This is a genomic window from Prochlorococcus marinus str. MIT 9313, from assembly GCF_000011485.1.
Lineage (GTDB): Bacteria > Cyanobacteriota > Cyanobacteriia > PCC-6307 > Cyanobiaceae > Prochlorococcus > Prochlorococcus marinus_D.
On record NC_005071.1, the window covers coordinates 1,753,823 to 1,774,201 of the forward strand.

At 52.3% G+C, this 20,379-nt stretch carries 23 protein-coding genes and 1 tRNA gene; 15 read left to right on the plus strand and 9 right to left on the minus strand.

Going from position 1 to position 20,379, the window contains the following annotated elements:
• Positions 1 to 516 precede the first annotated feature (516 nt).
• Positions 517 to 2,004, plus strand: coding sequence for a glycoside hydrolase 100 family protein (locus AKG35_RS08815; RefSeq protein WP_011131014.1), 1,488 nt, complete (start codon positions 517 to 519; stop codon positions 2,002 to 2,004).
• Between the two features lie 40 nt (positions 2,005 to 2,044).
• Here the strand turns inward: AKG35_RS08815 and petD are convergent, their stop codons facing one another.
• Positions 2,045 to 2,527 carry a cytochrome b6-f complex subunit IV gene (gene petD / locus AKG35_RS08820; protein ID WP_011131015.1) on the minus strand — a complete coding sequence of 161 codons (483 nt, stop codon included), beginning with the start codon at positions 2,525 to 2,527 and terminating at the stop codon, positions 2,045 to 2,047.
• Between the two features lie 90 nt (positions 2,528 to 2,617).
• Positions 2,618 to 3,274, minus strand: a complete 657-nt coding sequence (gene petB / locus AKG35_RS08825; RefSeq protein WP_011131016.1) for a cytochrome b6 — start codon at positions 3,272 to 3,274, stop codon at positions 2,618 to 2,620.
• Between the two features lie 59 nt (positions 3,275 to 3,333).
• On the opposite strand from petB, the gene ctpZ reads away from it, so the two are divergent.
• From ctpZ to AKG35_RS08855, 7 genes are all read left to right on the plus strand, one after another.
• Positions 3,334 to 4,674, plus strand: a complete 1,341-nt coding sequence (gene ctpZ / locus AKG35_RS08830) for a carboxyl-terminal processing protease CtpZ (RefSeq protein ID WP_011131017.1) — start codon at positions 3,334 to 3,336, stop codon at positions 4,672 to 4,674.
• On the plus strand, positions 4,671 to 5,912 hold the full coding sequence (locus AKG35_RS08835; protein ID WP_011131018.1) for an HD domain-containing protein: 1,242 nt from the start codon (positions 4,671 to 4,673) through the stop codon (positions 5,910 to 5,912). Before ctpZ ends, AKG35_RS08835 begins: the two co-directional genes overlap by 4 nt.
• 35 nt (positions 5,913 to 5,947) lie before the next feature.
• Positions 5,948 to 6,625 carry a septum site-determining protein MinC gene (gene minC / locus AKG35_RS08840; protein ID WP_011131019.1) on the plus strand — a complete coding sequence of 226 codons (678 nt, stop codon included), beginning with the start codon at positions 5,948 to 5,950 and terminating at the stop codon, positions 6,623 to 6,625.
• Between the two features lie 153 nt (positions 6,626 to 6,778).
• Positions 6,779 to 7,594: a septum site-determining protein MinD gene (gene minD, locus AKG35_RS08845; protein WP_011131020.1), complete on the plus strand. Its 816-nt coding sequence runs from the start codon at positions 6,779 to 6,781 to the stop codon at positions 7,592 to 7,594.
• Positions 7,595 to 7,598: 4 nt separating this feature from the next.
• Positions 7,599 to 7,955, plus strand: coding sequence for a cell division topological specificity factor MinE (minE, locus tag AKG35_RS08850; RefSeq protein ID WP_011131021.1), 357 nt, complete (start codon positions 7,599 to 7,601; stop codon positions 7,953 to 7,955).
• A gap of 44 nt (positions 7,956 to 7,999) precedes the next feature.
• On the plus strand, positions 8,000 to 8,287 hold the full coding sequence (locus AKG35_RS12430) for a response regulator transcription factor (protein WP_011131022.1): 288 nt from the start codon (positions 8,000 to 8,002) through the stop codon (positions 8,285 to 8,287).
• Positions 8,278 to 8,349 (plus strand) — tRNA-Thr (locus tag AKG35_RS08855). The genes AKG35_RS12430 and AKG35_RS08855 overlap by 10 nt, the downstream gene beginning before the upstream one ends.
• Before the next feature lie 123 nt (positions 8,350 to 8,472).
• Here the strand turns inward: AKG35_RS08855 and AKG35_RS13350 are convergent.
• Positions 8,473 to 8,646 (minus strand): hypothetical protein, encoded by a 174-nt coding sequence (locus tag AKG35_RS13350; RefSeq protein ID WP_011131023.1) that lies wholly within the window; start codon positions 8,644 to 8,646, stop codon positions 8,473 to 8,475.
• Positions 8,647 to 9,128: 482 nt separating this feature from the next.
• Between AKG35_RS13350 and AKG35_RS08860 the strand changes: the two genes are divergently transcribed.
• The gene (locus AKG35_RS08860) at positions 9,129 to 9,425 is read left to right on the plus strand and encodes a hypothetical protein (protein WP_011131024.1); all 297 of its coding nucleotides are present in this window, start codon (positions 9,129 to 9,131) and stop codon (positions 9,423 to 9,425) included.
• Positions 9,426 to 11,473: 2,048 nt separating this feature from the next.
• Here AKG35_RS08860 and AKG35_RS08875 read toward each other — a convergent pair.
• The 4 genes from AKG35_RS08875 to AKG35_RS08890 all read right to left on the minus strand — a co-directional run bounded on the left by AKG35_RS08875 (position 11,474) and on the right by AKG35_RS08890 (position 14,570).
• The gene (locus tag AKG35_RS08875; protein ID WP_011131026.1) at positions 11,474 to 12,064 is read right to left on the minus strand and encodes an L-threonylcarbamoyladenylate synthase; all 591 of its coding nucleotides are present in this window, start codon (positions 12,062 to 12,064) and stop codon (positions 11,474 to 11,476) included.
• Positions 12,036 to 12,956: a peptide chain release factor N(5)-glutamine methyltransferase gene (gene prmC / locus AKG35_RS08880; RefSeq protein WP_011131027.1), complete on the minus strand. Its 921-nt coding sequence runs from the start codon at positions 12,954 to 12,956 to the stop codon at positions 12,036 to 12,038. Before prmC ends, AKG35_RS08875 begins: the two co-directional genes overlap by 29 nt.
• Positions 12,957 to 12,965: 9 nt before the next feature.
• Positions 12,966 to 14,024, minus strand: a complete 1,059-nt coding sequence (locus tag AKG35_RS08885; RefSeq protein ID WP_011131028.1) for a DNA processing protein DprA — start codon at positions 14,022 to 14,024, stop codon at positions 12,966 to 12,968.
• A gap of 90 nt (positions 14,025 to 14,114) precedes the next feature.
• On the minus strand, positions 14,115 to 14,570 hold the full coding sequence (locus AKG35_RS08890; protein ID WP_011131029.1) for an acyl-CoA thioesterase: 456 nt from the start codon (positions 14,568 to 14,570) through the stop codon (positions 14,115 to 14,117).
• A 311-nt stretch (positions 14,571 to 14,881) separates the two neighbouring features.
• On the opposite strand from AKG35_RS08890, the gene AKG35_RS13660 reads away from it, so the two are divergent.
• On the plus strand, positions 14,882 to 15,010 hold the full coding sequence (locus AKG35_RS13660; protein ID WP_268869571.1) for a hypothetical protein: 129 nt from the start codon (positions 14,882 to 14,884) through the stop codon (positions 15,008 to 15,010).
• Positions 15,011 to 15,096: 86 nt separating this feature from the next.
• Here the strand turns inward: AKG35_RS13660 and psbM are convergent, their stop codons facing one another.
• Positions 15,097 to 15,201, minus strand: coding sequence for a photosystem II reaction center protein PsbM (psbM, locus tag AKG35_RS12435; RefSeq protein WP_011131030.1), 105 nt, complete (start codon positions 15,199 to 15,201; stop codon positions 15,097 to 15,099).
• Positions 15,202 to 15,356: 155 nt separating this feature from the next.
• A complete protein-coding gene (locus AKG35_RS08895) occupies positions 15,357 to 15,719 on the minus strand; it encodes a 2Fe-2S iron-sulfur cluster-binding protein (protein WP_041384630.1) in 363 nt (120 codons plus the stop codon).
• Positions 15,720 to 15,970: 251 nt separating this feature from the next.
• Between AKG35_RS08895 and psbB the strand changes: the two genes are divergently transcribed.
• From psbB to AKG35_RS08920, 5 genes are all read left to right on the plus strand, one after another.
• The gene (psbB, locus tag AKG35_RS08900) at positions 15,971 to 17,503 is read left to right on the plus strand and encodes a photosystem II chlorophyll-binding protein CP47 (RefSeq protein WP_011131032.1); all 1,533 of its coding nucleotides are present in this window, start codon (positions 15,971 to 15,973) and stop codon (positions 17,501 to 17,503) included.
• A gap of 51 nt (positions 17,504 to 17,554) precedes the next feature.
• A complete protein-coding gene (locus tag AKG35_RS08905) occupies positions 17,555 to 17,662 on the plus strand; it encodes a photosystem II reaction center protein T (protein ID WP_011131033.1) in 108 nt (35 codons plus the stop codon).
• A gap of 212 nt (positions 17,663 to 17,874) precedes the next feature.
• Complete coding sequence (gene nrdR, locus AKG35_RS08910; protein WP_011131034.1) at positions 17,875 to 18,351, plus strand: transcriptional regulator NrdR; 477 nt, start codon at positions 17,875 to 17,877, stop codon at positions 18,349 to 18,351.
• A gap of 101 nt (positions 18,352 to 18,452) precedes the next feature.
• Positions 18,453 to 19,556 (plus strand): 30S ribosomal protein S1, encoded by a 1,104-nt coding sequence (locus tag AKG35_RS08915; RefSeq protein WP_011131035.1) that lies wholly within the window; start codon positions 18,453 to 18,455, stop codon positions 19,554 to 19,556.
• A 16-nt stretch (positions 19,557 to 19,572) separates the two neighbouring features.
• Positions 19,573 to 20,349 carry an HAD family hydrolase gene (locus AKG35_RS08920; protein WP_011131036.1) on the plus strand — a complete coding sequence of 259 codons (777 nt, stop codon included), beginning with the start codon at positions 19,573 to 19,575 and terminating at the stop codon, positions 20,347 to 20,349.
• The last annotated feature ends 30 nt before the right edge of the window (positions 20,350 to 20,379 follow it).

Genomic DNA, 20,379 nt, shown 5'->3' on the forward strand with positions numbered 1-20,379 from the left:
TCGTTGCTTTCACCTGTCACACCTTTGACATCAATCCTCGCCCGTGAAAACAAAAATTGATGCTGTAACAGGTTTCTGCAACTCATTTCTTTTGACGGGACCTCACACTCTCGTCGCATATCTGCTCAAACCCTTTGATCAGCTTTTGATCGCTGCTCATCGGGCCTAAACGCGACAAAAGCGTCAGTTCCTAAACTCTTAAGTTGTCCAGGTTCTGCTCCTCCACTCCCTTGTAAGGAGTGTCAGGCGCTGCGATCTTGCGATCGCTTCTAAAACCTACAACACCAGCGGATCGCTCCTCTGGATCTTGTAAGCGCCCGCTGAAACCTCAAGCTTTCGCCATCAGCATCGCGTGGCCTGCGCTACAGGGCTCAGCCCTTCGCGCAGTCCAAAAACATAGCCCATTTCATACCCCTCTAGCAATCTTTTCTCAATCGCTCTCATCTCCATAGTTGCTTCCACTGTTGGTCAAGGCTGCCATCACTAGCGTTTGGCAAATGCATTGCATATCAGTCCATGGCCGGACGCTTAAACCAGCAAAACCAGAGGGTTCGTCCCAACTCCAATGAAGACCAGGTGGTGGAGCAGGTCAAGGAGCATTTCGAACGCACGCTGATCGAAGTCGGCGGCACTGTGGCCGGCAGCGTGGCGGCTCTTGAGCATCAGCCCCATAACAAAGCTCTCAATTACGGCGAGGTCTTCCTGCGCGACAACGTGCCCGTGATGATCTACCTGCTCACCCAAAAGCGTTACAAGGAGGTGAAGCAATTTCTCAGCGTTTGCCTAGATCTGCAAAGCACCACCTATCAGACACGCGGGGTGTTCCCCACCAGCTTCGTTGAGGAACAAGGCGAACTGATTGCTGATTATGGCCAGCGCTCAATCGGCAGGATCACCTCTGTGGACGCAAGCCTTTGGTGGCCCATTTTGTGCTGGCTTTATGTCAAACGCAGCGGTGACAAAAACTTCGGCACCAACCAAAAGGTCCAACGAGGGGTGCAGCTGATGCTCGATCTCGTGCTGCATCCCACCTTCGAGGGCACTCCAGTTCTATTTGTGCAGGATTGCTCATTCATGATTGACCGCCCCATGGATGTTTGGGGGGCACCACTTGAAGTGGAAGTCCTGCTCTATGCCTGCCTGCGCAGCTGCATCGAGCTGATGGAACTGAGTCGCAAAACTCATGTCAGTCGGCTTCTCGACCAACGTCTCTTACTGACCCGCCAATGGGTGCATGACCTACGTCAATTTCTGCTCAAGCACTACTGGGTCACCAGCAAGACCATGCAGGTGCTGCGGAGAAGGCCCACAGAGCAATACGGCGACAACCAGCACCAAAACGAGTTCAACGTGCAGCCACAGGTCGTTCCCGACTGGCTTCAAGACTGGCTTGAAAACCGGGGTGGCTATCTCATCGGCAACATCCGCACCGGACGACCTGACTTTCGTTTTTACAGTCTCGGAAACTCCCTAGCCTGCCTGTTTGGGCTGCTCACCGCCCCACAACAGCGCGCTCTGTTCCGACTGGTGCTTCACAACCGACAGCATCTGATGGCTCAGATGCCCATGCGCATCTGCCATCCGCCCATGGAAGGGGCGGAATGGCAGAACAAGACAGGTTCAGACCCGAAAAACTGGCCATGGAGCTATCACAACGGCGGACACTGGCCCAGCCTGCTCTGGTTCTTCGGAGCCTCAATCTTGTTACATGAACGGCGTCATCCTGAGGCCGACGTGCTGCTGATGGGTGAAATGCGCGCCCTGCTGGAGGAGTGCTACTGGAGCCAATTAAACCAACTGCCGCGTCAAAAATGGGCCGAATACTTTGATGGACCAACAGGCACCTGGGTAGGACAGCAGTCAAGGACCTACCAAACCTGGACCATGGTGGGATTTCTACTTCTCCACCACCTTCTACGCGTCTGCCCCGACGACGTGTTGTGGTTGGATCTCGATGAACTGCTGCCAACTCACGAAGTGAACGCAACAAAAAACCCGGCATGAAGCCGGGTTGATGAGAGCAAGTCTTGACTTTTAAAACTTTTCAGAACAAACCCAGAGTTAGCGACTTGTCGATGGGGAGACAAGCACCGATACCGAGATAAATCGTAATCACAGTTCCGAATAGAAAGAAGGCCATCGCAATTGGCCTACGGAATGGATTCTGATACTTATTAACGCTTTCGATGAAGGGAATCAACATCAACCCGAGAGGAACAAGGGTTTGCAAAGCAATGCCAAGCAGCTTATTCGGAACAACCCGAAGAATCTGAAACACCGGATAGAGATACCACTCAGGAAGAATCTCTAGAGGCGTTGCAAAGGGATCTGCTTTATCACCCAACATCGCGGGATCAAGAACAGCGAGACCAACAAGGCAAGCAAACGTGCCCAGAATCACGACTGGGAAGATGTAAAGGAGATCATTCGGCCAAGCAGGCTCCCCGTAGTAGTTGTGCCCCATGCCCTTGGCCAGTTTCGCCCTCAATTTTGGATCAGAGAAATCGGGCTTCTTAAGAATGTGCATGGGATTTTGGCCGAATAGTTAGCGAATGAAGTAGGTGCTGAACTGAAATATAAAAACGTGAAGTGGGATTTGAATCTGAATGATTGACGCTTACAACGGACCTGAAATGCCCTGCTTCCTGATCATCAGGAAATGCATGAGCATGAACACTGCAAGTAGCCAGGGCAGCACAAAGGTGTGAAGGCTATAAAAACGAGTCAGGGTGGACTGCCCGACGCTCTCGCCACCGCGAAGCAATTCGACCATAAAGTCTCCAACCACGGGAATAGCAGCAGGCACCCCTGAAACGATCTTCACAGCCCAGTACCCGACTTGATCCCATGGGAGGGAATAGCCGGTTACCCCGAAAGAAACGGTGATCACAGCCATCACAACACCGGTAACCCAGGTGAGCTCTCGCGGACGCTTAAAGCCGCCAGTGAGGTAGACGCGAAAGACGTGCAAGATCAGCATCAACACCATCATCGAGGCGCTCCAGCGATGCACAGAACGAATCAACCAGCCGAAACTGACATCTGACATCAGATAGCTCACAGAGCTATAGGCCTCAGTCACAGTGGGCTTGTAGTAAAAGGTCATCGCGAAACCTGTCGCGAACTGAACCAGGAAGCACACCAGCGTGATTCCGCCTAAGCAGTAGAAAATATTGACGTGCGGAGGCACGTACTTGGAGCTGACATCGTCAGCTATGGCCTGAATCTCAAGACGTTCCTGAAACCAGTCGTAGACAGGTGAGGAGTTCGTCATGCAAATGAGGGTCCGGATTGCGAGAGTCTACTTAACGTCCTGCATGGACAGCACCCGGCATGAAGCCAATGTTGCCGACTACTAACTCCAGATCACATCCGCTGCGGCGCCTATGGCTTGCGTGGCTGAGCCTGGGTCTTGGCGTGCTGCTGATGGCGGCTCCAGCCATGGCATTGAATGATGCCCAACAACTGGTCGTTGAAAGCTGGCGGCTCGTTAACCAGGGATATCTAGACCCAGCCAAGTTCGATGAGGTGCACTGGCGAAGGCTAAGAGAGCAGGCATTAGAGAAAACAATCAACCGTAGTGACGAGGCCTATGAGGCCATCGAAGCGATGCTGCTTCCACTTGAAGATCCCTACACAAGACTATTGAGACCAGACGACTACACCGCCATAAAAGCCGCCAATTTGGGCAGCGAGATCAACGGCGTCGGCCTACAGCTGGGGGCCCGCGCTGAAGATGGCCAGGTCGTGGTTATCGCTCCGCTTGAAGGGTCCCCCGCGGCCGATGCAGGCGTCACAAGCGGCACGGCCTTACTCAGCGTCGATGGCCAGTCTCCACAATCCCTTGGCCTCGAAGCCACAGCTGCAAGGCTGCGGGGAGAAGTGGGCTCACAAGTTGTAGTAAAGCTGCAACCCCCAAATGGATCTAGCGAAGAACTCACCCTCGAGCGACGCAGTGTGGATCTCAGGCCAGTACGAACCCGCCGACTGAGGAGTGCTAAACACACCCTGGGCTACCTACGCATCACCCAGTTCAGCGAAGGAGTGCCCGAACAGGTCAAAGAAGCACTTCAGGAACTGTCAGAAAAAGAGATTGAAGGCCTAGTTCTCGATCTGCGCAATAACTCCGGTGGGTTAGTGAGCTCTGGACTAGCAGTAGCGGATGCCTTCCTGAGTGGCTCCCCAATCGTGGAGACACGCAACCGAGAGCGCATTAACGAAGCAATCCCTTCTGCAATTGAAACCCTTTATGACGGTCCGATGGTGACACTGGTCAACGGAGGGACTGCCAGCGCGAGCGAAATTCTGGCTGGTGCCCTGCAAGACAACAGCCGCTCACAGCTGCTTGGTAGCCGCACGTTTGGCAAGGGTCTGATCCAAACACTCACCAACCTGAGCGACGGCAGTGGCCTGGCCGTGACGGTAGCCGGATACATGACTCCAAGCGGCCGAGACATTCAAAACCAGGGCATCGAGCCGGATCGAACTCTGGATCCTCCTGAACCCCTCAATCCTGGCGGGGAAGAAGACCGTTGGTTGCATGATGCTGAACTCTGGATGGAGGCCCAACTCGACCGCGATCAGGATGCCCAGTTACAAACCAAAGAAGATCTTCAGCTCGATAGTGCTGAAGATGTTGAATTCAAAACTCAGCAGAATCGTGATGATCCATGAGTCTGCGCACATATCACGACCCTCTCCATCGCGGCATCACCCTCAATGCCAGCGATGCAGCAGAGGCCATGGTGATGCAGTTAATCGATGCGGCGCCATTCCAGCGGCTGCGCCGCATCCGTCAGCTTGGGCCAGCCTTCCTCACCTTTCATGGAGCTGAGTCCAGTCGCTTCACCCATTCCCTTGGTGTGTTCCATCTCGCACGCCTTGCTCTGGAAAGGTTGCTGCAGTTCGACTCAGGCCTAGAGGAACATCGCGGGCTGCTCTATGGAGCTGCCCTACTGCATGACCTCGGCCATGCCCCCCTAAGCCATACCGGAGAGGAAATATTTGGTCTGGACCATGAGACCTGGTCGGCGCGTTTAGTCAGAGAACATCCCGCCGTGCGTGCGCCCCTTGAGGCCTACGCCCCGGGCACTGCAGATGGAGTAGCCAATCTTCTTGAACGGGGCAGTTCACCCCACAGCGTGATCAAGGCTCTGGTTAGTAGCCAACTGGACTGCGACCGACTCGACTATCTCTTGCGAGACAGCTACAGCACAGGAACCCATTACGGCCAGCTCGACCTCGAGCGAATCCTCTCCGCCCTCACCCTGGCGCCTGATGGAGCCATGGCCATTCATCCAAAAGGCCTCATGGCAGTTGAGCACTACCTAGTCGTACGCAACCTGATGTACCGCAGTGTCTACAACCACCGTCTCAATGTTGTTTGCAACTGGCTGCTTGAGCAGGTGGTGAGCACCGCTCGCCAATTCGGAGCTGCTCATGTTTGGGCCGACAAGATCATGGCCACCTGGCTCTGGAGCCTCAATCAACTCGACCTCGACACATTCCTGGCCAATGATGACCTGCGCACCGGCTATCACCTCCTCCGTTGGCAAGACGAGGGACCTGCACCTCTAGCCGAACTCTGCAAACGCTTCCTCAATCGCCACCTCCTGAAAGCCCTTGCAGTACAACATCTAAGCCATAGCAACCAGCTAGAGGTCCTCACTCTGGCGCGGCAACTCGCTGAACGCCAAGGCTTCGATCCAGCGCTCTGCTGTGGATTACGCCATCAGCAACAGCGCGGGTATCACCCCTACAAAGGTGGGCTACGTCTTTGGGATGGAAGGCAATTGCGAGCTCTAGAGCAAGCCTCTCCTCTGGTCGCCAGCTTGATTACCCCAGCCGACTCTTCATGGTTGATTTATCCCCGAGAGATTCATGGGGAGCTTCAAGCTGCGCTGGCAACCTAGACGGACTGGCCTAGCGTCCTCATCTGAAAAGGGTCTTGGAGATCGAGGTGGGCGAGCCTGAGGCACAACGACTCAAACTCCCCTGGTGCCGAGAAGCACATTGGCGAGAAACATTGCCGGCCATGCTCAATGAACTTGATCCTGGGCCCATCGAACTCGATTGCCGCGACTGGCAACTGGGTTGCCGGGACCTGCATCAGCTGAGGGAGCTGCTGAACAAAGAAGGAGTGACGCTGACCAGAATTCACGCCAACTTGCGAGAAACCCTTGTCAGCGCTGCTGCTCTGGGTTATCCAACGCATATGGCCTCTCCACAGGGAAACAGCTCCAAAACACGCTCTAGCGATACACAACCCAAGCCCAAGACGCCCCAAAAACTGCTCTTCCACCAAGGCACTCTGCGATCAGGCGACCATCTGAGCGCAGAAGGAGACGTGCTGCTACTCGGGGATGTCAACCCCGGCGCACGCATATCAGCTGGAGGCGACGTGATGGTTTGGGGGCGACTCCGCGGCATTGCTCACGCAGGACAGGACGGCGACACCAAAGCAAAAATTGTGGCCCTACAACTCAGACCACTTCAGCTGCGTATTGCCGATGCAGTTGCTCGAGGCCCTGAAGATCAACCCCAACCTGGCTTAGCAGAAGAGGCCCGACTTGAAGGAGACACAATCATGATCGAGCCTGCTAGGGCTAACAGATTCAACGGTTAATTCTTCAGCCTCAAAAGGCAAACACATATCACGATTAAGCCTCCGGCTCATGCCCCGTTGAACAAAGCCCATTTGTTCCATTGCAAACCTTGGACCATTTCTCTTGGGCCTATTGCCTACGCCACTTAAGCTGACCGCACTTTTCAATGGCCCGTGGCGCCAACGACACGCACCATTCTGATCTGCTCCGGAAAAGGAGGTGTCGGCAAAACCACCCTCACCGCCAACCTGGGTATCGCTCTTGCCAAGCTTGGAGTTCAAACCGTTGTGTTGGATGCCGATTTCGGCTTGCGCAACCTCGATCTACTACTGGGCCTGGAGAACCGAATCGTCTACACCGCCCAGGAAGTGCTCTCAGAGAACTGCAGGCTTGATCAGGCCCTGGTGAAACACAAGCAGGAGCCAAACCTCTCCCTTCTGCCCGCCGGGAACCCCCGCATGCTCGAGTGGCTCAAACCTGAGGACATGCAACGCATTGCCGCGATGCTGGCCAAGCAATTCGACTATGTATTGATTGATTGCCCCGCGGGGATCGAAGACGGCTTCAAAAATGCTGTTGCTGCCGCCAAGGAAGCAATCGTGATCACAACGCCTGAGGTTTCAGCAGTGCGCGATGCCGACCGTGTCATCGGCTTACTGAACACCCATGGCGTAAGCCCTGTTCAGCTGGTGCTCAACAGGGTGCGTCCAAAGATGATGGCCAATCAAGAGATGCTGGCCGCAGACGATGTGACCGACATCCTGGCGCTGCCCTTGCTTGGTTTAGTTCTAGAGGACGAACAGGTGATTGTGAGCACCAACCGCGGAGAGCCGCTCACCCTCAGTGCCAACAACTCTCCAGCCTCTCGTGCCTACTCCAACATTGCGCGTCGCCTTCAAGGGGAAGATGTTCCTCTGATCGATCCGGCCAAGGAAGGACTGGGACTACGCGAAAAGGTGTGGCGCTTGATGCAAACCAAGATCTTTTGAAGTAATGGCAACCACTCTGCGAGACATTCTTGACAAATTGCTGGGCCGCCAACCAGCCAGTGCCAAAACGGCAAGGGAGCGCCTTCAGCTTGTGCTTGCCCATGACCGCAGCGATCTAAGCCCTGAACTGCTCGATCAAATGCGGCGCGAAATCTTTGAGGTCGTTGCCAAGTACGTGGAGATTGACCTTGAGGAAGGCGAAGTAAGCCTTGAAACCGAAGATCGCATGACGGCCTTAGTGGCTAACTTGCCGATCAAACGTTCCCAAGCCAAGGCTGTCAGTAGCCAAGAGAATGGTGCCAGCAGCCAAGAGGCTGTCAGCAGCCAAGAATCCGTGTCAACTCCTGGAGCAATGGAATAGGGCGGAGAAGAGGGGGGAATCCTGAAAGAAATTGCTTTGCTGCTATGCAGCCACAAAATCAATCAAACTCTTTTCCATTGCCTCCATCAGCTGGATCGCAACGACTAAGCCCAGCGGAGCAATCCGTGGTGACGTTGTTGTTTGAGGGTCTCAGCAACAAAGCCATCGCACAAAGACTGATCCTTAGTCCACGAACCGTGGAAAGTCACATCAGCCATGCCCTCGCCAAAACCGGCTGTCAAAGCCGACTCGAACTCACCTTGTGGCTGATTGCCAACTGTCAGCCAGAAGCAGCCACCTCCGTCGTTACACTTCCAGGATTGCCGGCTTAGCTCAGTGGTAGAGCAGCGCTTTTGTAAAGCGAAGGCCATCGGTTCAAATCCGTTAGCCGGCATTTCAGAAAGATGAATGTCAACCAACTGCCAAGCTGCCAAACAAGAAGATCAAGGGAGCACAAGAGCCCTTCCTTTTGGACACACGTGTCGAACGTCCTGTCTTAAAGAACACTTCAAACCTCTCAACCATCAGCCTGATCCTTCACCTTCCCTGCGAGCAACCAAGCTCCAAGCAACAACAGCACCCAACCCAGACCCCGTAATTCAAAAATCGGTGTAGTAATCACAGTCACCTGCTCTAACAGCCAATGAAAGCTGGCCTGAAGAAGCAATACCAAGCCGATCAGCCAGAGCATGTGAAGGAAGACAATTTAGGCATCAAAGCCACTTTCACGTGACTGACAACATTGTGAAGAGTTGATAGTGACCATCTTTAAACAACTGTCTAATTTCTAGACGCCGCGATCAAAGGATCTGAAGCTTACAAAGAGGTTCTAACCCTAAGCTCAAAAAAATGCCACCAACCAAACAGAACCATCGACAACACTGAACACGGGGGCAACGACCAAGAAAGTCGCAAGGAAACCTTGATCAGAGAATCAGATCCAATGGCAAAATATGAAAGCAAACAAAATACAAAATAGCCGCTCAAAAATCTCCAAGGACAATAAAGCTCCACTGCTAATAGAGATTTCTCAATCCCATTTGATGAGAGGAAGGTGCATCAAAAGTGGGAAGCAAACACAACAAAAGGTAATGAAGGATTGATGGTACCAATCGTATTTAGGCCCAATAGGGAAGGTCTTGCTAGGATCCTGCGAAAATAAGAGCCAAGGCAATGAGGTTTATAGAATTCCTGGACCAGCGCTTCTGCAATTCACAGGAGATTAGAGAGATTAACCATCGAGGCATATCTGCAGGATTTGACGGCTTCAGAGAAGTGTGGGAACTCGATTATCTTTACGAGCATTTTGAAGCCGATATCCATGAGATCATAGAGGAGACAGGATATTTAGACTCTGACTTGAAAGACGAATTTGACAACGAAGAGACACTTAGGATGAAACTCGTATGGTTTGCAGTTAGCACATATTGCCTAAGCAGAACTGATGCACTTGTCGAGGCAAAAGATTAAGATGTTTAGCAACGAACCACTAAAGCAAGGTTGACAGCGAATCAATCACTTAGCCTAAGGGGCATGAGATCTCAATAACAAGCACAGAAACAACAGCCAGTCAGATTAATGAATGTTATTTCCATGAAATTATTGCCCCACTAGGCTGACTAATAAGATGGTCAAAACAAACAAATGACCAATGGGATGGCGTGGGGCAGTTCTTAGAGGCAGACTAGTTGCATCTTAAGCGATTAAGAGTTTCTCGGAAGAGGGCAGCCAAGAGAAGGCCTTGTGTCATATTTCAAATGTTTCAATGGACCATTTTCAAATACATAAAACAAGAAAGCTCCAATATATTCCCGGCCAGAATATGGAGCCCTGCCATGCTTAAGCGAGGGCCCATGGTAAATAACTAGATCTCCTATTTCTAGGAATACGGATTCAATCTTATCGCTTTTATAAAAGTCAAGAGACCATTCAGAGTCTTTTGACAAGCAGCATGAAACACCTATTTCAGAGCTAGGCTTCAAATCAAAGTGAGGGGGGAGAGCATGCTAACGCCCATAAATTCGACCAAAGAAATAAGCAGGAAGCAATCTATCCTTGAAATTTTTCTGAATTAAAGGTTGCAAGCATAACAGTAACGAATCAAGAAAAAGAGGCGAGTATTTAGAAAACAATTCAAAGTCATCAGCAGGCTTGCCGTAAAAGACTGAACCACAGTCAACTGACATTAAAGTCCTGAGTCGAAGTGATAAAAACTCACACCGCTCATTAAAGATTGACTTTCTAAGCGTGGTAGCTTTATCAGACATTAATTCAAGAAAAGCAATATAACTATAATTGCCGAGAATCGGAAGAAAGAGTGATTGAAATACTTGTCAATGCAAAGCGATGATGGAGTGGTTGATAATGCGGCAAGAAAAATAAACTCTGTAATTTATTACCAAGCATGACTTTGCAATTTCTACGATGAAATTGCTAGAAGGCAATAATGAAAGCGAGTCATTAAGACTACGAACAGGATATATAACAGGAACAAAATCACGCTTAGGCATCAATGCTGCTAAGGGTAAATGAAGACGATCTAGTTTTAGACAAGAAAGCATTTGGACTTGACATCAAACACGAAGTAGTAAAGTTTTTAGCTGTTTAGGAGACTCCTCAACAGGGAAATTTCTCTTGAAAACAGCTGCAAGCAAGATTTTCTGTAGTTTTTCTAAACTTTGGCCTTTGCAAAAAAAATAACGGCTAGCACCAAAATTCAAATGGTCACTATCTGTTTGATCGAAACAATGCAAGTGCTGGGGAAGAGTGACAATATTGATCAAATCACCATCATCAATCTTCCAATTAGCAGTCCATAAGTCTCACAAAAGAGCAAATGCAACTATCCCCAGACAAATCAATCGGCAACTGTCACCTCTTGCTGCAGCACCTAGGCCACATAGCATGACTTGCAGACGCAACGCAAATTCAACAGGGCTATTTTTTACCAACCCATTCGCCCATCTAATACACAGCAATTCGCCTAATACTCAAACAAAAATATCAAAACGTCCCAAAAGCGCATCTATTGTTAAGGTCTTGGCACTTCGGCTCTGGTATTTCTATCTTTAAAAAGCACATCAAGGTGTTGGGTGAAGCTCACAAAACTCTCTCAATCAGAGTTCGATAGAGGCTGTGAGCTCAACAATGTCTTAAAAGAGTGCTGGAAAGCTTTTTACAGCCTGACAGCTCAAATGAATAATGTAGAGACAGATAGCACAAAATATCTTCAACTCGATAGGCTTCGCCAGACTTGTGAAAAAAACATCGACGAATTCAAGCAGGAGCTAGATGAACTCAACTGGCTGATACGAATAGGGATTCGTGACTAGGCCGCAGAGCAGCAAAAGCTTTACCACCAATCAACAACAGCTCTTCTCTTTAAAAGCAACAACCTCAACAAATCACCGCGTTGGAGACGAGTTTCAGAGATCACTCAAGTGGTCTCTGCAATGCACCTCTTAACAAGTTCGGTTCGACCATTTGAATCGTCAGGCTCTCTTGATCAGAAGACTCATTCAAAGCTCAAGCACCACTGCACCACGTCGTAACTCATGCCAACGCCCGGCCCCTTGCCAAGCCACCACCGTGCTGGCCAAACCAGAAGGCGTCGGCCATGGCAATGGCCCCAACAATGGCAATCCTGGGAAACAAGTATGAGCAGCATCTGCCGAGAAAGTGGGTGCAGATCCAGACAAATTCGCGCTCGTGGTAGCTAGTGGCCCGCTCTGCTTCAGCAAGGTCCTCAGCATTCCACAATCCGGTACTCGCAACCCAAGCGTGAAAGCTCCAGGATTAAGAGCCTCAACAAGCACACCCGAAGCCGGTACAACCAAGGTGAGGGCCCCTGGCCAATAGCGCCTGGCCATCGACCAGACATCCTCCAAAGCAAGCGGCAAAACATGCGCAAGTAACTCTTCAGGAGTCGCTCCCATCAGGATCAGAGGTTTGTCGGCCGACCTCTGCTTGATGGTCCACAACTGTGCAGCGTGAACAGGAGCGGCCGCCAAAGCTGGCAAGGTGTCTGTGGGCAACAATGCCGCTGAACCAGCATGCAATCTGGATGCCAAGGCACTGGCGTCAAGAACAGCCGAGGGCAGAACTGCCATGGTTCAAAGAGTCTTGATAATCAGGATGCCGAGCAATGGCAAAGCGCCTTACCCCCAGTAAATCTGACTTGTAGTCCACATTCTCCAAACCCTGCTGACGCATCAAAGCCAGCACGGCATCGCTCTGGTCATGGTGGTGTTCCAAGAACAGCCAACCACCAGGCTCTAAGGCCTGCATGGCACCAGCAATGATTTGACGAGTGGCCACCAACCCATCGGCTCCCCCGTATAGAGCCAAATGCGGCTCATGATCACGGACCACGGGTTCAAGTTGAGCCATTACAACTTCTGGGATGTAGGGAGGATTGACCAGTACCAAGCTGAACTCTCCCCACCAAGGCCGCAAAGGCTCCCACCAACTGCCCTGATGCAGCTGCCATAAGGCATGGGGCGCAAGCCTTTGCAAGTTCCGTTTCGCCAAAGCCAAGGCCTCGATGCTGCAATCCACTGCATGTCCTCGCCAAACAGGGAGAGCGCGAGCCAACGCCACAGCTAGTGCTCCTGACCCTGTCCCCAAATCGGCCCAGCGACCAAAAGGTTTCCGAACCAATGCTTGCAAAGCAAAATCCACCAACAGCTCCGTCTCTTGTCGGGGAATCAATGCCACCGCACTGACCTCCAGCTCAAAATCCCTCCAAGGGCAGTAACCGATCAAATGCTGAAGAGGAATGTGATGATCAAGATGTTGCTTCCAGATCATTTCGAGCTGATCAAGAGATCGCTCAAGCAGCACTGAACGGCGTGGGTCGAGATAAAGCTGCTGAAGATCGCTCCAGCGCAAACCTCCACCCAAATCAAGCAACCAGTCAAAATCAACAGCACGGCCTCCTTCAGCCAACTGCAAACGACGCCAGGCCAATAGCTCTGCTGCGGAAATCTCCAGCAATGCCATCGAAACAGGCTAGGCCAAACGCCAATACAACCCAGGCTCTGCCACCAAAACCCCCTGCAGCTCCAACTGAAGCAATTGTTCTGTCAATCGCGCCGAAGACAGATTCAGACAGGTCATCAAATCCTCCAGGGACGCCCCATCGCCAATGGCCTTTAACAGTGCTGTATTGCCATGCTGGCCGGCTGGTGCGCTAGAGCGAGAACCAGACAAATCAACAGCAACCGAAGGAGAATGAACCGCCAGCGGACCAGCACCAAGTTGTTTTACAAGAGCTTCAGGGCTTAGCAAAGGGGAAGCCTGATCCAACAACAAAGCATTGCTACCGAGAGCCGACCATCGCCTTGCATCTCCGGGCACGACCAACAGCTGACATTGCTGCTCTATTGCCCGCCGCGCTGTAATCAAGGCTCCACTTCTCTCGGGGCACTCGACGACGACCACAGCCTTTGCCAAGGCCACCAATAGGCGATTACGGGCCGCAAAACAACCGCGCTTGACCAAAGTCTCCCGGGGCTGCTCTGTGACTAGCAGCCCTTGAGCCGCTACCAGAGCTTGAAGGCCCTCATTCTGCCGGGGATAGACCTTATGCAACGGTGTGCCCGGCACGCCCATAGGCGCACCACCGCCTTCCAAACAGCCGCGATGGGCAGCCGCATCAATCCCTTCTGCAAGGCCACTAATCACAGGCCAACCCGCTAGTGCCAAAGCACGACCCAATGCTTCCGCCACACGCAAACCATGGTTCGAAGGCCGTCGTGTGCCAACAATTGCAACCGCCCTACGGGCCCCAAGGCATCCCAAAAGCTCCTGCCGGCCCTGCCAAAAAAGCGCCAAAGGAGGGCGCTTCAAGGCACGAAACCCTTCCGGCCAAAGCACATCCACAGGCAACAAGACATCCTCCGGCACGTCGACACTTGGACAAGTTCCCCACTTGCTGCGGTGGAGGCTCAAGTCTTTGAACAAGGCTGTCGGCCAGGAGAGCACCTTGCGCAACCTTTCCTCAGGCCAAGTCCATAGCTCAGCCAGACTGACCTCGTGAGCCTGGCCTAGCGCCTCGAGGTCCCCCATTCGAGCAGCTCCAATCCCTGGACAGCGGCTCCAAAGCCACCACCAATGCCGAGATTCCACCAGCGGAATAGTACATATGAACTAATTATCTTACAGGCGAGGTTCGGCCCCCTGTTGTAGTTGCCGTAAAGCACTCGCAAGAGGCTCTGGGGGTTGACGTAGCACCCGCCGCCTCGAGCCCATGACATTGAGCAGCACAAGATCCACCTGAGCATCAGCGACCCGATCCCCTGCCTCCGATGCAAAAACTGTGAACCAGGGCCATCGCACCCCATCGCAGGGCAGAGACCAACTCTCCAGCTCTACCAGCTCACCATGGCGAAGCGCACGACGATAGTGAATCTCAAGACGCACCACAGGCATCTCCAATCCGGCTGCGGAGATGCGCGCATAGGGCAAACCTACCTGCGCCAAAGCCTCCACTCGAGCCTCCTCCAGCCATGCCACATAGGCTCCATGCCACATCACCCCAGCGTGATCTGTGTGCTGCGGTAACACCCGCCTACGCAGCTTCCAAGGCTGAGTCTTCTCACTCTTCATCAGCATGCTGAACTCCTAACTCACTCGGCATAGGCTGCTGCAAAGCCTGGTAAAGCTTGCAAAAGAACCTACTGACCAAGAACTAGCTGGGAGCAATGCTGAAAATGCTCTACCCGAACTGACCTTCCCAAGTTCACAACAGCTGATATCTGTCGGCTAAGTCTGGATTCCTGAAAGCTGTCCAGCTAGATCGTGGAACCCCACCAAAAGAGTTGTAACCCCTTCCCCGCCGAGACATTGGCAAGTTAATGAGAATCAGCCCCAACGCATTGGGTACACCCATCAAGCAAGGATGAATCAAAGCGAGGGGGGCCAAGATGGCGGTTGAAGAGAACCCAGATCTAGTTTCAATTGCTTGGGAGAGTCGCCAACAAGAACTGATCAAGGGCCTTTGGGACCTCGACACGCTGGTTGGGAGTTCCGGTGAGCAACTTCACCTGAGTTGATGAAACCGCTTTAGTCCTGATTGACCAGGACCAAGAACGCAGTTGAGACTGGCAAGCGGATGGCCTTCAAACCAGCAAGAAGTTGATCAGCTTTTGTTGCTGTTGGTCTGGATGTAAAGACCAATCAGAAACAACATCGGAACCGCTACGAACAGAAGGGTGGCTAGGAAGCCGAAGTTGTTTACAGGCATGGCCGCAGAGGATTACTCCGGGAAAGTATCACCCGCAAGCTACCCAAACTGCAATCTGCTCAAGCCTCGTCACCGGGCGTAGCAGCCCACGCCCTTTCAAAACCAGCTGAGATCACACCATCAAACCCCTCTGATTCGAGGGGTTTGATGGTCTATTAAGACAGCTTTTGCGCACGCGCCGCCTCAAGTCGACTCTTGGCATTAAGCAGGGCTTCCTGTGGTCGAGTCACGACGATCACTGACGACATAACAATGGTCTGACAAGCAAGGCGCCAATTCTCAGGGCGGCGCTTGAGCTTGATTTCCTCAACCTCAGTTCGTGGTGAAAGCGCACCAACTTTGCTTTCCCCCTCAATTCCAACAAAACAAGTAATGCACTGACCACAACCTCCACAGTTCCCCAACTTTCCTTTCAGCCCATAGAGCTCCATCCCCTCGCGCAAGGCAACCTCCCTGAGATTTTCGCCTTGCTTGCACTCAACATCTTTGCCTTCCCGGACAAAGCGAATGATGGGCATGGATCTGGAACGCAAAAGACAACCCATTTTGTCTCAAGCGCGGCATTGCAGTTTGTAACCAAGCCTGAATATCAGCAAAACCTCAGCCTGAGGAAATCGATAGCCCTCCAAACCCACTCTTTTAAGAGCTATTCATGTATCACTGCACGTTGCAGCTAGCGACAACCTTCTCCACACTTAATGGTGCACGTCTTACGATCTGCGGGTCTGGCTGCATTAGCAGCTTCGTTTCGTTCCCCCGAACCTGACCCATGGGATTGCCCTGGTATCGGGTGCACACGGTCGTCATCAACGACCCCGGCCGACTTCTGGCCGTGCACCTCATGCACACAGCCCTGTTAGCCGGCTGGGCCGGCTCCATGGCCCTCTACGAATTAGCCATCTTCGATCCTTCGGATCCCGTCCTCAACCCCATGTGGCGGCAAGGCATGTATGTCATGCCGTTCATGACCCGCTGCGGAATTACTGGCAGCTGGGGGGGCTGGAGCATCACCGGTGAAACCGGTGTTGATCCAGGCCTCTGGAGCTTCGAAGGTGTTGCTGCCGCTCACATCATCTTCAGTGGCCTGTTAATGCTGGCCGCAATCTGGCACTGGACCTACTGGGATCTTGATCTTTGGCTAGATCCACGTACTCAAGAACCTGCTTTAGACCTTCCAAAAATCTTCGGCATCCACCTGACACTTGCAGGTGCTGTTTGCTTCGGCTTTGGAGCCTTCCATCTATCTGGACTTTATGGTCCTGGGATGTGGGTCTCTGATTCCTATGGACTAACAGGTCATATGGAGAATGTCGCGCCCGAATGGGGTGCTGCAGGATTCAACCCCTTCAGCCCAGGCGGCATTGTGGCGAACCACATTGCTGCAGGAATCTTTGGATTCCTTGGTGGCCATTTCCAAATGCTCAACCGCCCACCTGAAAGGCTTTACAAAGCCCTTCGCATGGGCAATATCGAAACAGTCTTAGCCAGTGGTTGTGCTGCTGTTTGCGCAATTGCCTTCATCGTTTCAGGAACGATGTGGTATGGATCTGCAGCCACACCTGTTGAACTGTTTGGACCTACCCGTTATCAGTGGGACCAAAATTTCTACAGAACTGAAATCAACCGTCGTGTCCAGTCAGCCATGGATGAAGGCGCTACTCAAGAGGCGGCATATGCCGCTATCCCTGAGAAGCTTGCCTTCTACGACTACGTAGGTAACAGCCCTGCAAAGGGTGGTCTATTTAGGGTTGGTGCCATGGTGAATGGCGACGGTCTTGCTACTGGCTGGCTCGGCCACATCACGTTCAAAGACAAGGCAGGCAATGATCTGCAGGTCCGTCGCATCCCGAATTTCTTCGAGAACTTCCCTGTGTTACTCGAAGATCAGAATGGCGTCGTGCGTGCTGACATCCCCTTCCGCCGTGCTGAAGCAAAGAATTCCTTTGAGCAGCAAGGCGTAACGGCAACCATCTATGGCGGTTCCATGGATGGGAAAACCTTCACTGATACCGCTGATGTGAAGCGTCTGGCTCGCAAGGCTCAACTTGGTGAAGCCTTTACTTTCGACCGCGAGACCTATGCTTCGGACGGTGTTTTCCGAAGCTCACCTCGAGGCTGGTTCACCTTTGCTCACGTCAACTTTGCGCTCTTGTTCCTATTCGGCCACTGGTGGCATGCAGCTAGGACCTTGTACCGCGATGTGTTTGCCGGTATCGATCCTGACCTCGGCGACCAAGTTGAATTCGGTGTTTTCCAAAAGTTGGGCGACTCTTCTACTCGTCGCGTTCCAGGGCAAACTTAAGCCTTCCACAGGAACTACACCTTCAGCTGATCGACCTTACGGAGACTCTCAATGGATGCTTTTGCTTACACCCTCTTAATGACCCTGGTGGTTGCCACTCTGTTCTTCGCGGTTGCATTCCGTGATCCGCCGAAAATCGGCAAAGACAGTGGCAAATAAAACGCCAATCTCTTTAAAGCCCCGCTTCGGCGGGGCTTTTTTTTGTCTTTAAGCACTTCTTCCTCCAATCTCGTTGATCCAAATAATCATGCAGTCTTATTGTCTCGCAAAGGATTTACAGCACTAAAGCCTGAGAATGCAGTTCAACAGGTCCTTCTCAAGGCTCGAATTACTGTCTAGACTTAGTTCTCTAAGATTGGAGTCTTACGGGCATGCAATGCCCCTCCTGCCAAAACACTGATAGTCGGGTACTTGAATCCCGCGCTGCTGATGCCGGGCGAAGTGTAAGAAGGCGCCGTGAATGCTTACATTGCGACTTTCGCTTCACTACCTACGAACGCGTCGAAACTGTTCCAATCACAGTTTTGAAGCGTAATGGCAATAGGGAGACTTTCAATCGCAGTAAAATCCTTAATGGCCTTACGCTTGCCTGTCAAAAAACCGGTCTCGAGCAAGACAGACTTGAGTCAATGGTGAACGAGCTTGAACTGCAACTTCAGCAAAGAAGTGGGCGTGAAGTGAATAGTGCTGAAATCGGCGAAATGGTTTTGGACCAACTATCGGAAATGAGCGAGGTCGCTTACGTACGCTTTGCGTCGGTATATCGTGATTTCCGTGGAGTTAATGATTTCGTAGCAGCACTTGAAGGCATTCATGCCAACAAGGAACAGCTCGCAGCCGTTCGCTGAGAATAAGAAGTCAATCTGTAGAGTGATCAATTAATTCCGAAAGGTCGGCGGGCCACTCGGATTTCCTTGCGCACTGCCATAGGGCAGACCGCCATCCAACAATGTCTGCGACCCCTACTGAACAAGTTCAGGACTCTGCTGCTGATAGCACTAGCAGCGAGCAGGTAATCAATACCACTTCTGAAACAGCCGAAGCTGCCAAGCAAGCCTTGGCTGAAGAAGACCTGAGCATTCCAGAGGATGTCCCAACAGCCGATGACCCAAGCAGCCGAGCAGCCAAAAACGACCTGAGTGGAGCTGGATTCACCCTCGATGAATTTGCATCACTACTGAGCAAGTACGACTACAACTTCAAGCCAGGTGACATTGTCAACGGCACGGTATTTGCCCTTGAATCAAAGGGCGCAATGATCGACATCGGGGCCAAGACAGCAGCCTTCATGCCCCTTCAGGAAGTGTCAATCAATCGGGTTGAAGGACTCAGCGACGTCTTACTTCCAGGAGAGATCCGCGAGTTCTTCATCATGAGTGAGGAGAACGAAGACGGACAACTTTCCCTTTCAATCCGCCGCATCGAATACCAACGTGCATGGGAACGGGTAAGGCAGCTGCAAAAGGAAGATGCCACCATTTACTCCGAAGTGTTTGCGACCAATCGCGGGGGTGCCCTGGTCAGGGTGGAAGGCCTGAGAGGGTTCATCCCCGGATCACACATCAGCACCCGCAAGCCAAAGGAAGAGCTTGTCGCGGACTTCCTACCTTTGAAATTCCTCGAAGTCGACGAAGAACGCAATCGCTTGGTACTGAGCCATCGCCGTGCTCTGGTTGAAAGGAAGATGAATCGCCTTGAGGTTGGCGAAGTCGTCATCGGCGCCGTTCGCGGCATCAAGCCCTACGGAGCCTTCATCGACATCGGTGGCGTGAGTGGCCTACTTCACATCTCCGAAATTAGTCACGAGCATATCGAGACCCCCCACTCGGTTCTTAACGTGAATGATCAGATGAAGGTCATGATCATCGATCTCGATGCGGAGAGAGGTCGAATTTCACTATCTACCAAGGCCCTTGAGCCCGAACCCGGAGACATGCTCACCGATCCACAAAAGGTCTTTGACAAAGCTGAAGAAATGGCCGCCCGCTACAAGCAAATGCTGCTCGAGCAGGCCGAGGAAGGCGAAGATCCAGAAGTTGTCCCCCTCGACTAATCCTGATAGCTAGCCCATGCCTCAACTATTGCTGAGGGGGACGCCCATCGGCAAGATCCAAGGGGTGCTGTTCGACAAGGATGGCACCCTTTGCCATAGCGAACCCCATCTGCTCACTCTGGCAAAGGGAAGAATCGAACAAGCCATTCGTCGGTTTCACGGAGGGAATGCCAGCGAAAGTGTGGTTTGCAAAATTGAGGAGCTTCTCTCTGCTGCCTATGGCCTCAACGCTGAAGGACTCGATCCAGGCGGAACGATCGCCGTAGCGTCAAGGCATCACAACTTAATCTCCACAGCAACGGTGTTCTGTCTGCTCGGAGAAGGCTGGCCACAGGCTCTTGCTCTGGCCAATGAAGTGTTCGCAGCTGTGGATGCTCTTGAGAATGAAGTGCCCTGCCTAGTAACAAAAAGGACTCTGCTACCAGGTGCCCTTACGGTCTTGCAAGCGCTGCGACAACAAGGGGTGACCTGCGCCGTGATTAGCAATGACAGCGCCTCAGGGATTGAGACGTTCCTGAACCAAAACAATCTTCATGACACGGTGACCGAGCTCTGGAGCGCTGAGCATCGACCAGCTAAGCCCAATCCAAATGCCGTCAAAAGACTCTGCCAGTTAATGGGATTAGCCCCCGCCCAGTGCGCCTTGATTGGTGATGCCGATTCCGATTTACAGATGGCTCGACAGGCTGGTATAGGTCTCAGCCTTGGTTACATGGCCGGCTGGAATCAACCCCCAACACTGACGAACTACCACCACCTCATCCACCACTGGAATGATCTAGCCGTCAAGTAGCCGTCAAGGCAGACCCTAAAATTACGCATA

Coding starts and splice junctions, on each gene's coding strand:
- AKG35_RS08875 (WP_011131026.1), bottom strand. CDS start 12,064: ATGGCAGTTCTGCCCTCGGCTGTTCTTGACGCCAGTGCCTTGGCATCC.
- AKG35_RS08815 (WP_011131014.1), top strand. CDS start 517: ATGGCCGGACGCTTAAACCAGCAAAACCAGAGGGTTCGTCCCAACTCC.
- AKG35_RS12430 (WP_011131022.1), top strand. CDS start 8,000: ATGCAGCCACAAAATCAATCAAACTCTTTTCCATTGCCTCCATCAGCT.
- AKG35_RS08885 (WP_011131028.1), bottom strand. CDS start 14,024: ATGGGGGACCTCGAGGCGCTAGGCCAGGCTCACGAGGTCAGTCTGGCT.
- AKG35_RS08905 (WP_011131033.1), top strand. CDS start 17,555: ATGGATGCTTTTGCTTACACCCTCTTAATGACCCTGGTGGTTGCCACT.
- AKG35_RS13350 (WP_011131023.1), bottom strand. CDS start 8,646: ATGCTCTGGCTGATCGGCTTGGTATTGCTTCTTCAGGCCAGCTTTCAT.
- nrdR (WP_011131034.1), top strand. CDS start 17,875: ATGCAATGCCCCTCCTGCCAAAACACTGATAGTCGGGTACTTGAATCC.
- minE (WP_011131021.1), top strand. CDS start 7,599: ATGGCAACCACTCTGCGAGACATTCTTGACAAATTGCTGGGCCGCCAA.
- AKG35_RS13660 (WP_268869571.1), top strand. CDS start 14,882: ATGGCGGTTGAAGAGAACCCAGATCTAGTTTCAATTGCTTGGGAGAGT.
- petB (WP_011131016.1), bottom strand. CDS start 3,274: ATGACGAACTCCTCACCTGTCTACGACTGGTTTCAGGAACGTCTTGAG.
- psbM (WP_011131030.1), bottom strand. CDS start 15,201: ATGCCTGTAAACAACTTCGGCTTCCTAGCCACCCTTCTGTTCGTAGCG.
- psbB (WP_011131032.1), top strand. CDS start 15,971: ATGGGATTGCCCTGGTATCGGGTGCACACGGTCGTCATCAACGACCCC.
- AKG35_RS08920 (WP_011131036.1), top strand. CDS start 19,573: ATGCCTCAACTATTGCTGAGGGGGACGCCCATCGGCAAGATCCAAGGG.
- prmC (WP_011131027.1), bottom strand. CDS start 12,956: ATGGCATTGCTGGAGATTTCCGCAGCAGAGCTATTGGCCTGGCGTCGT.
- ctpZ (WP_011131017.1), top strand. CDS start 3,334: ATGAAGCCAATGTTGCCGACTACTAACTCCAGATCACATCCGCTGCGG.
- AKG35_RS08860 (WP_011131024.1), top strand. CDS start 9,129: ATGAGGTTTATAGAATTCCTGGACCAGCGCTTCTGCAATTCACAGGAG.
- AKG35_RS08835 (WP_011131018.1), top strand. CDS start 4,671: ATGAGTCTGCGCACATATCACGACCCTCTCCATCGCGGCATCACCCTC.
- AKG35_RS08915 (WP_011131035.1), top strand. CDS start 18,453: ATGTCTGCGACCCCTACTGAACAAGTTCAGGACTCTGCTGCTGATAGC.
- AKG35_RS08890 (WP_011131029.1), bottom strand. CDS start 14,570: ATGCTGATGAAGAGTGAGAAGACTCAGCCTTGGAAGCTGCGTAGGCGG.
- petD (WP_011131015.1), bottom strand. CDS start 2,527: ATGCACATTCTTAAGAAGCCCGATTTCTCTGATCCAAAATTGAGGGCG.
- AKG35_RS08895 (WP_041384630.1), bottom strand. CDS start 15,719: ATGCCCATCATTCGCTTTGTCCGGGAAGGCAAAGATGTTGAGTGCAAG.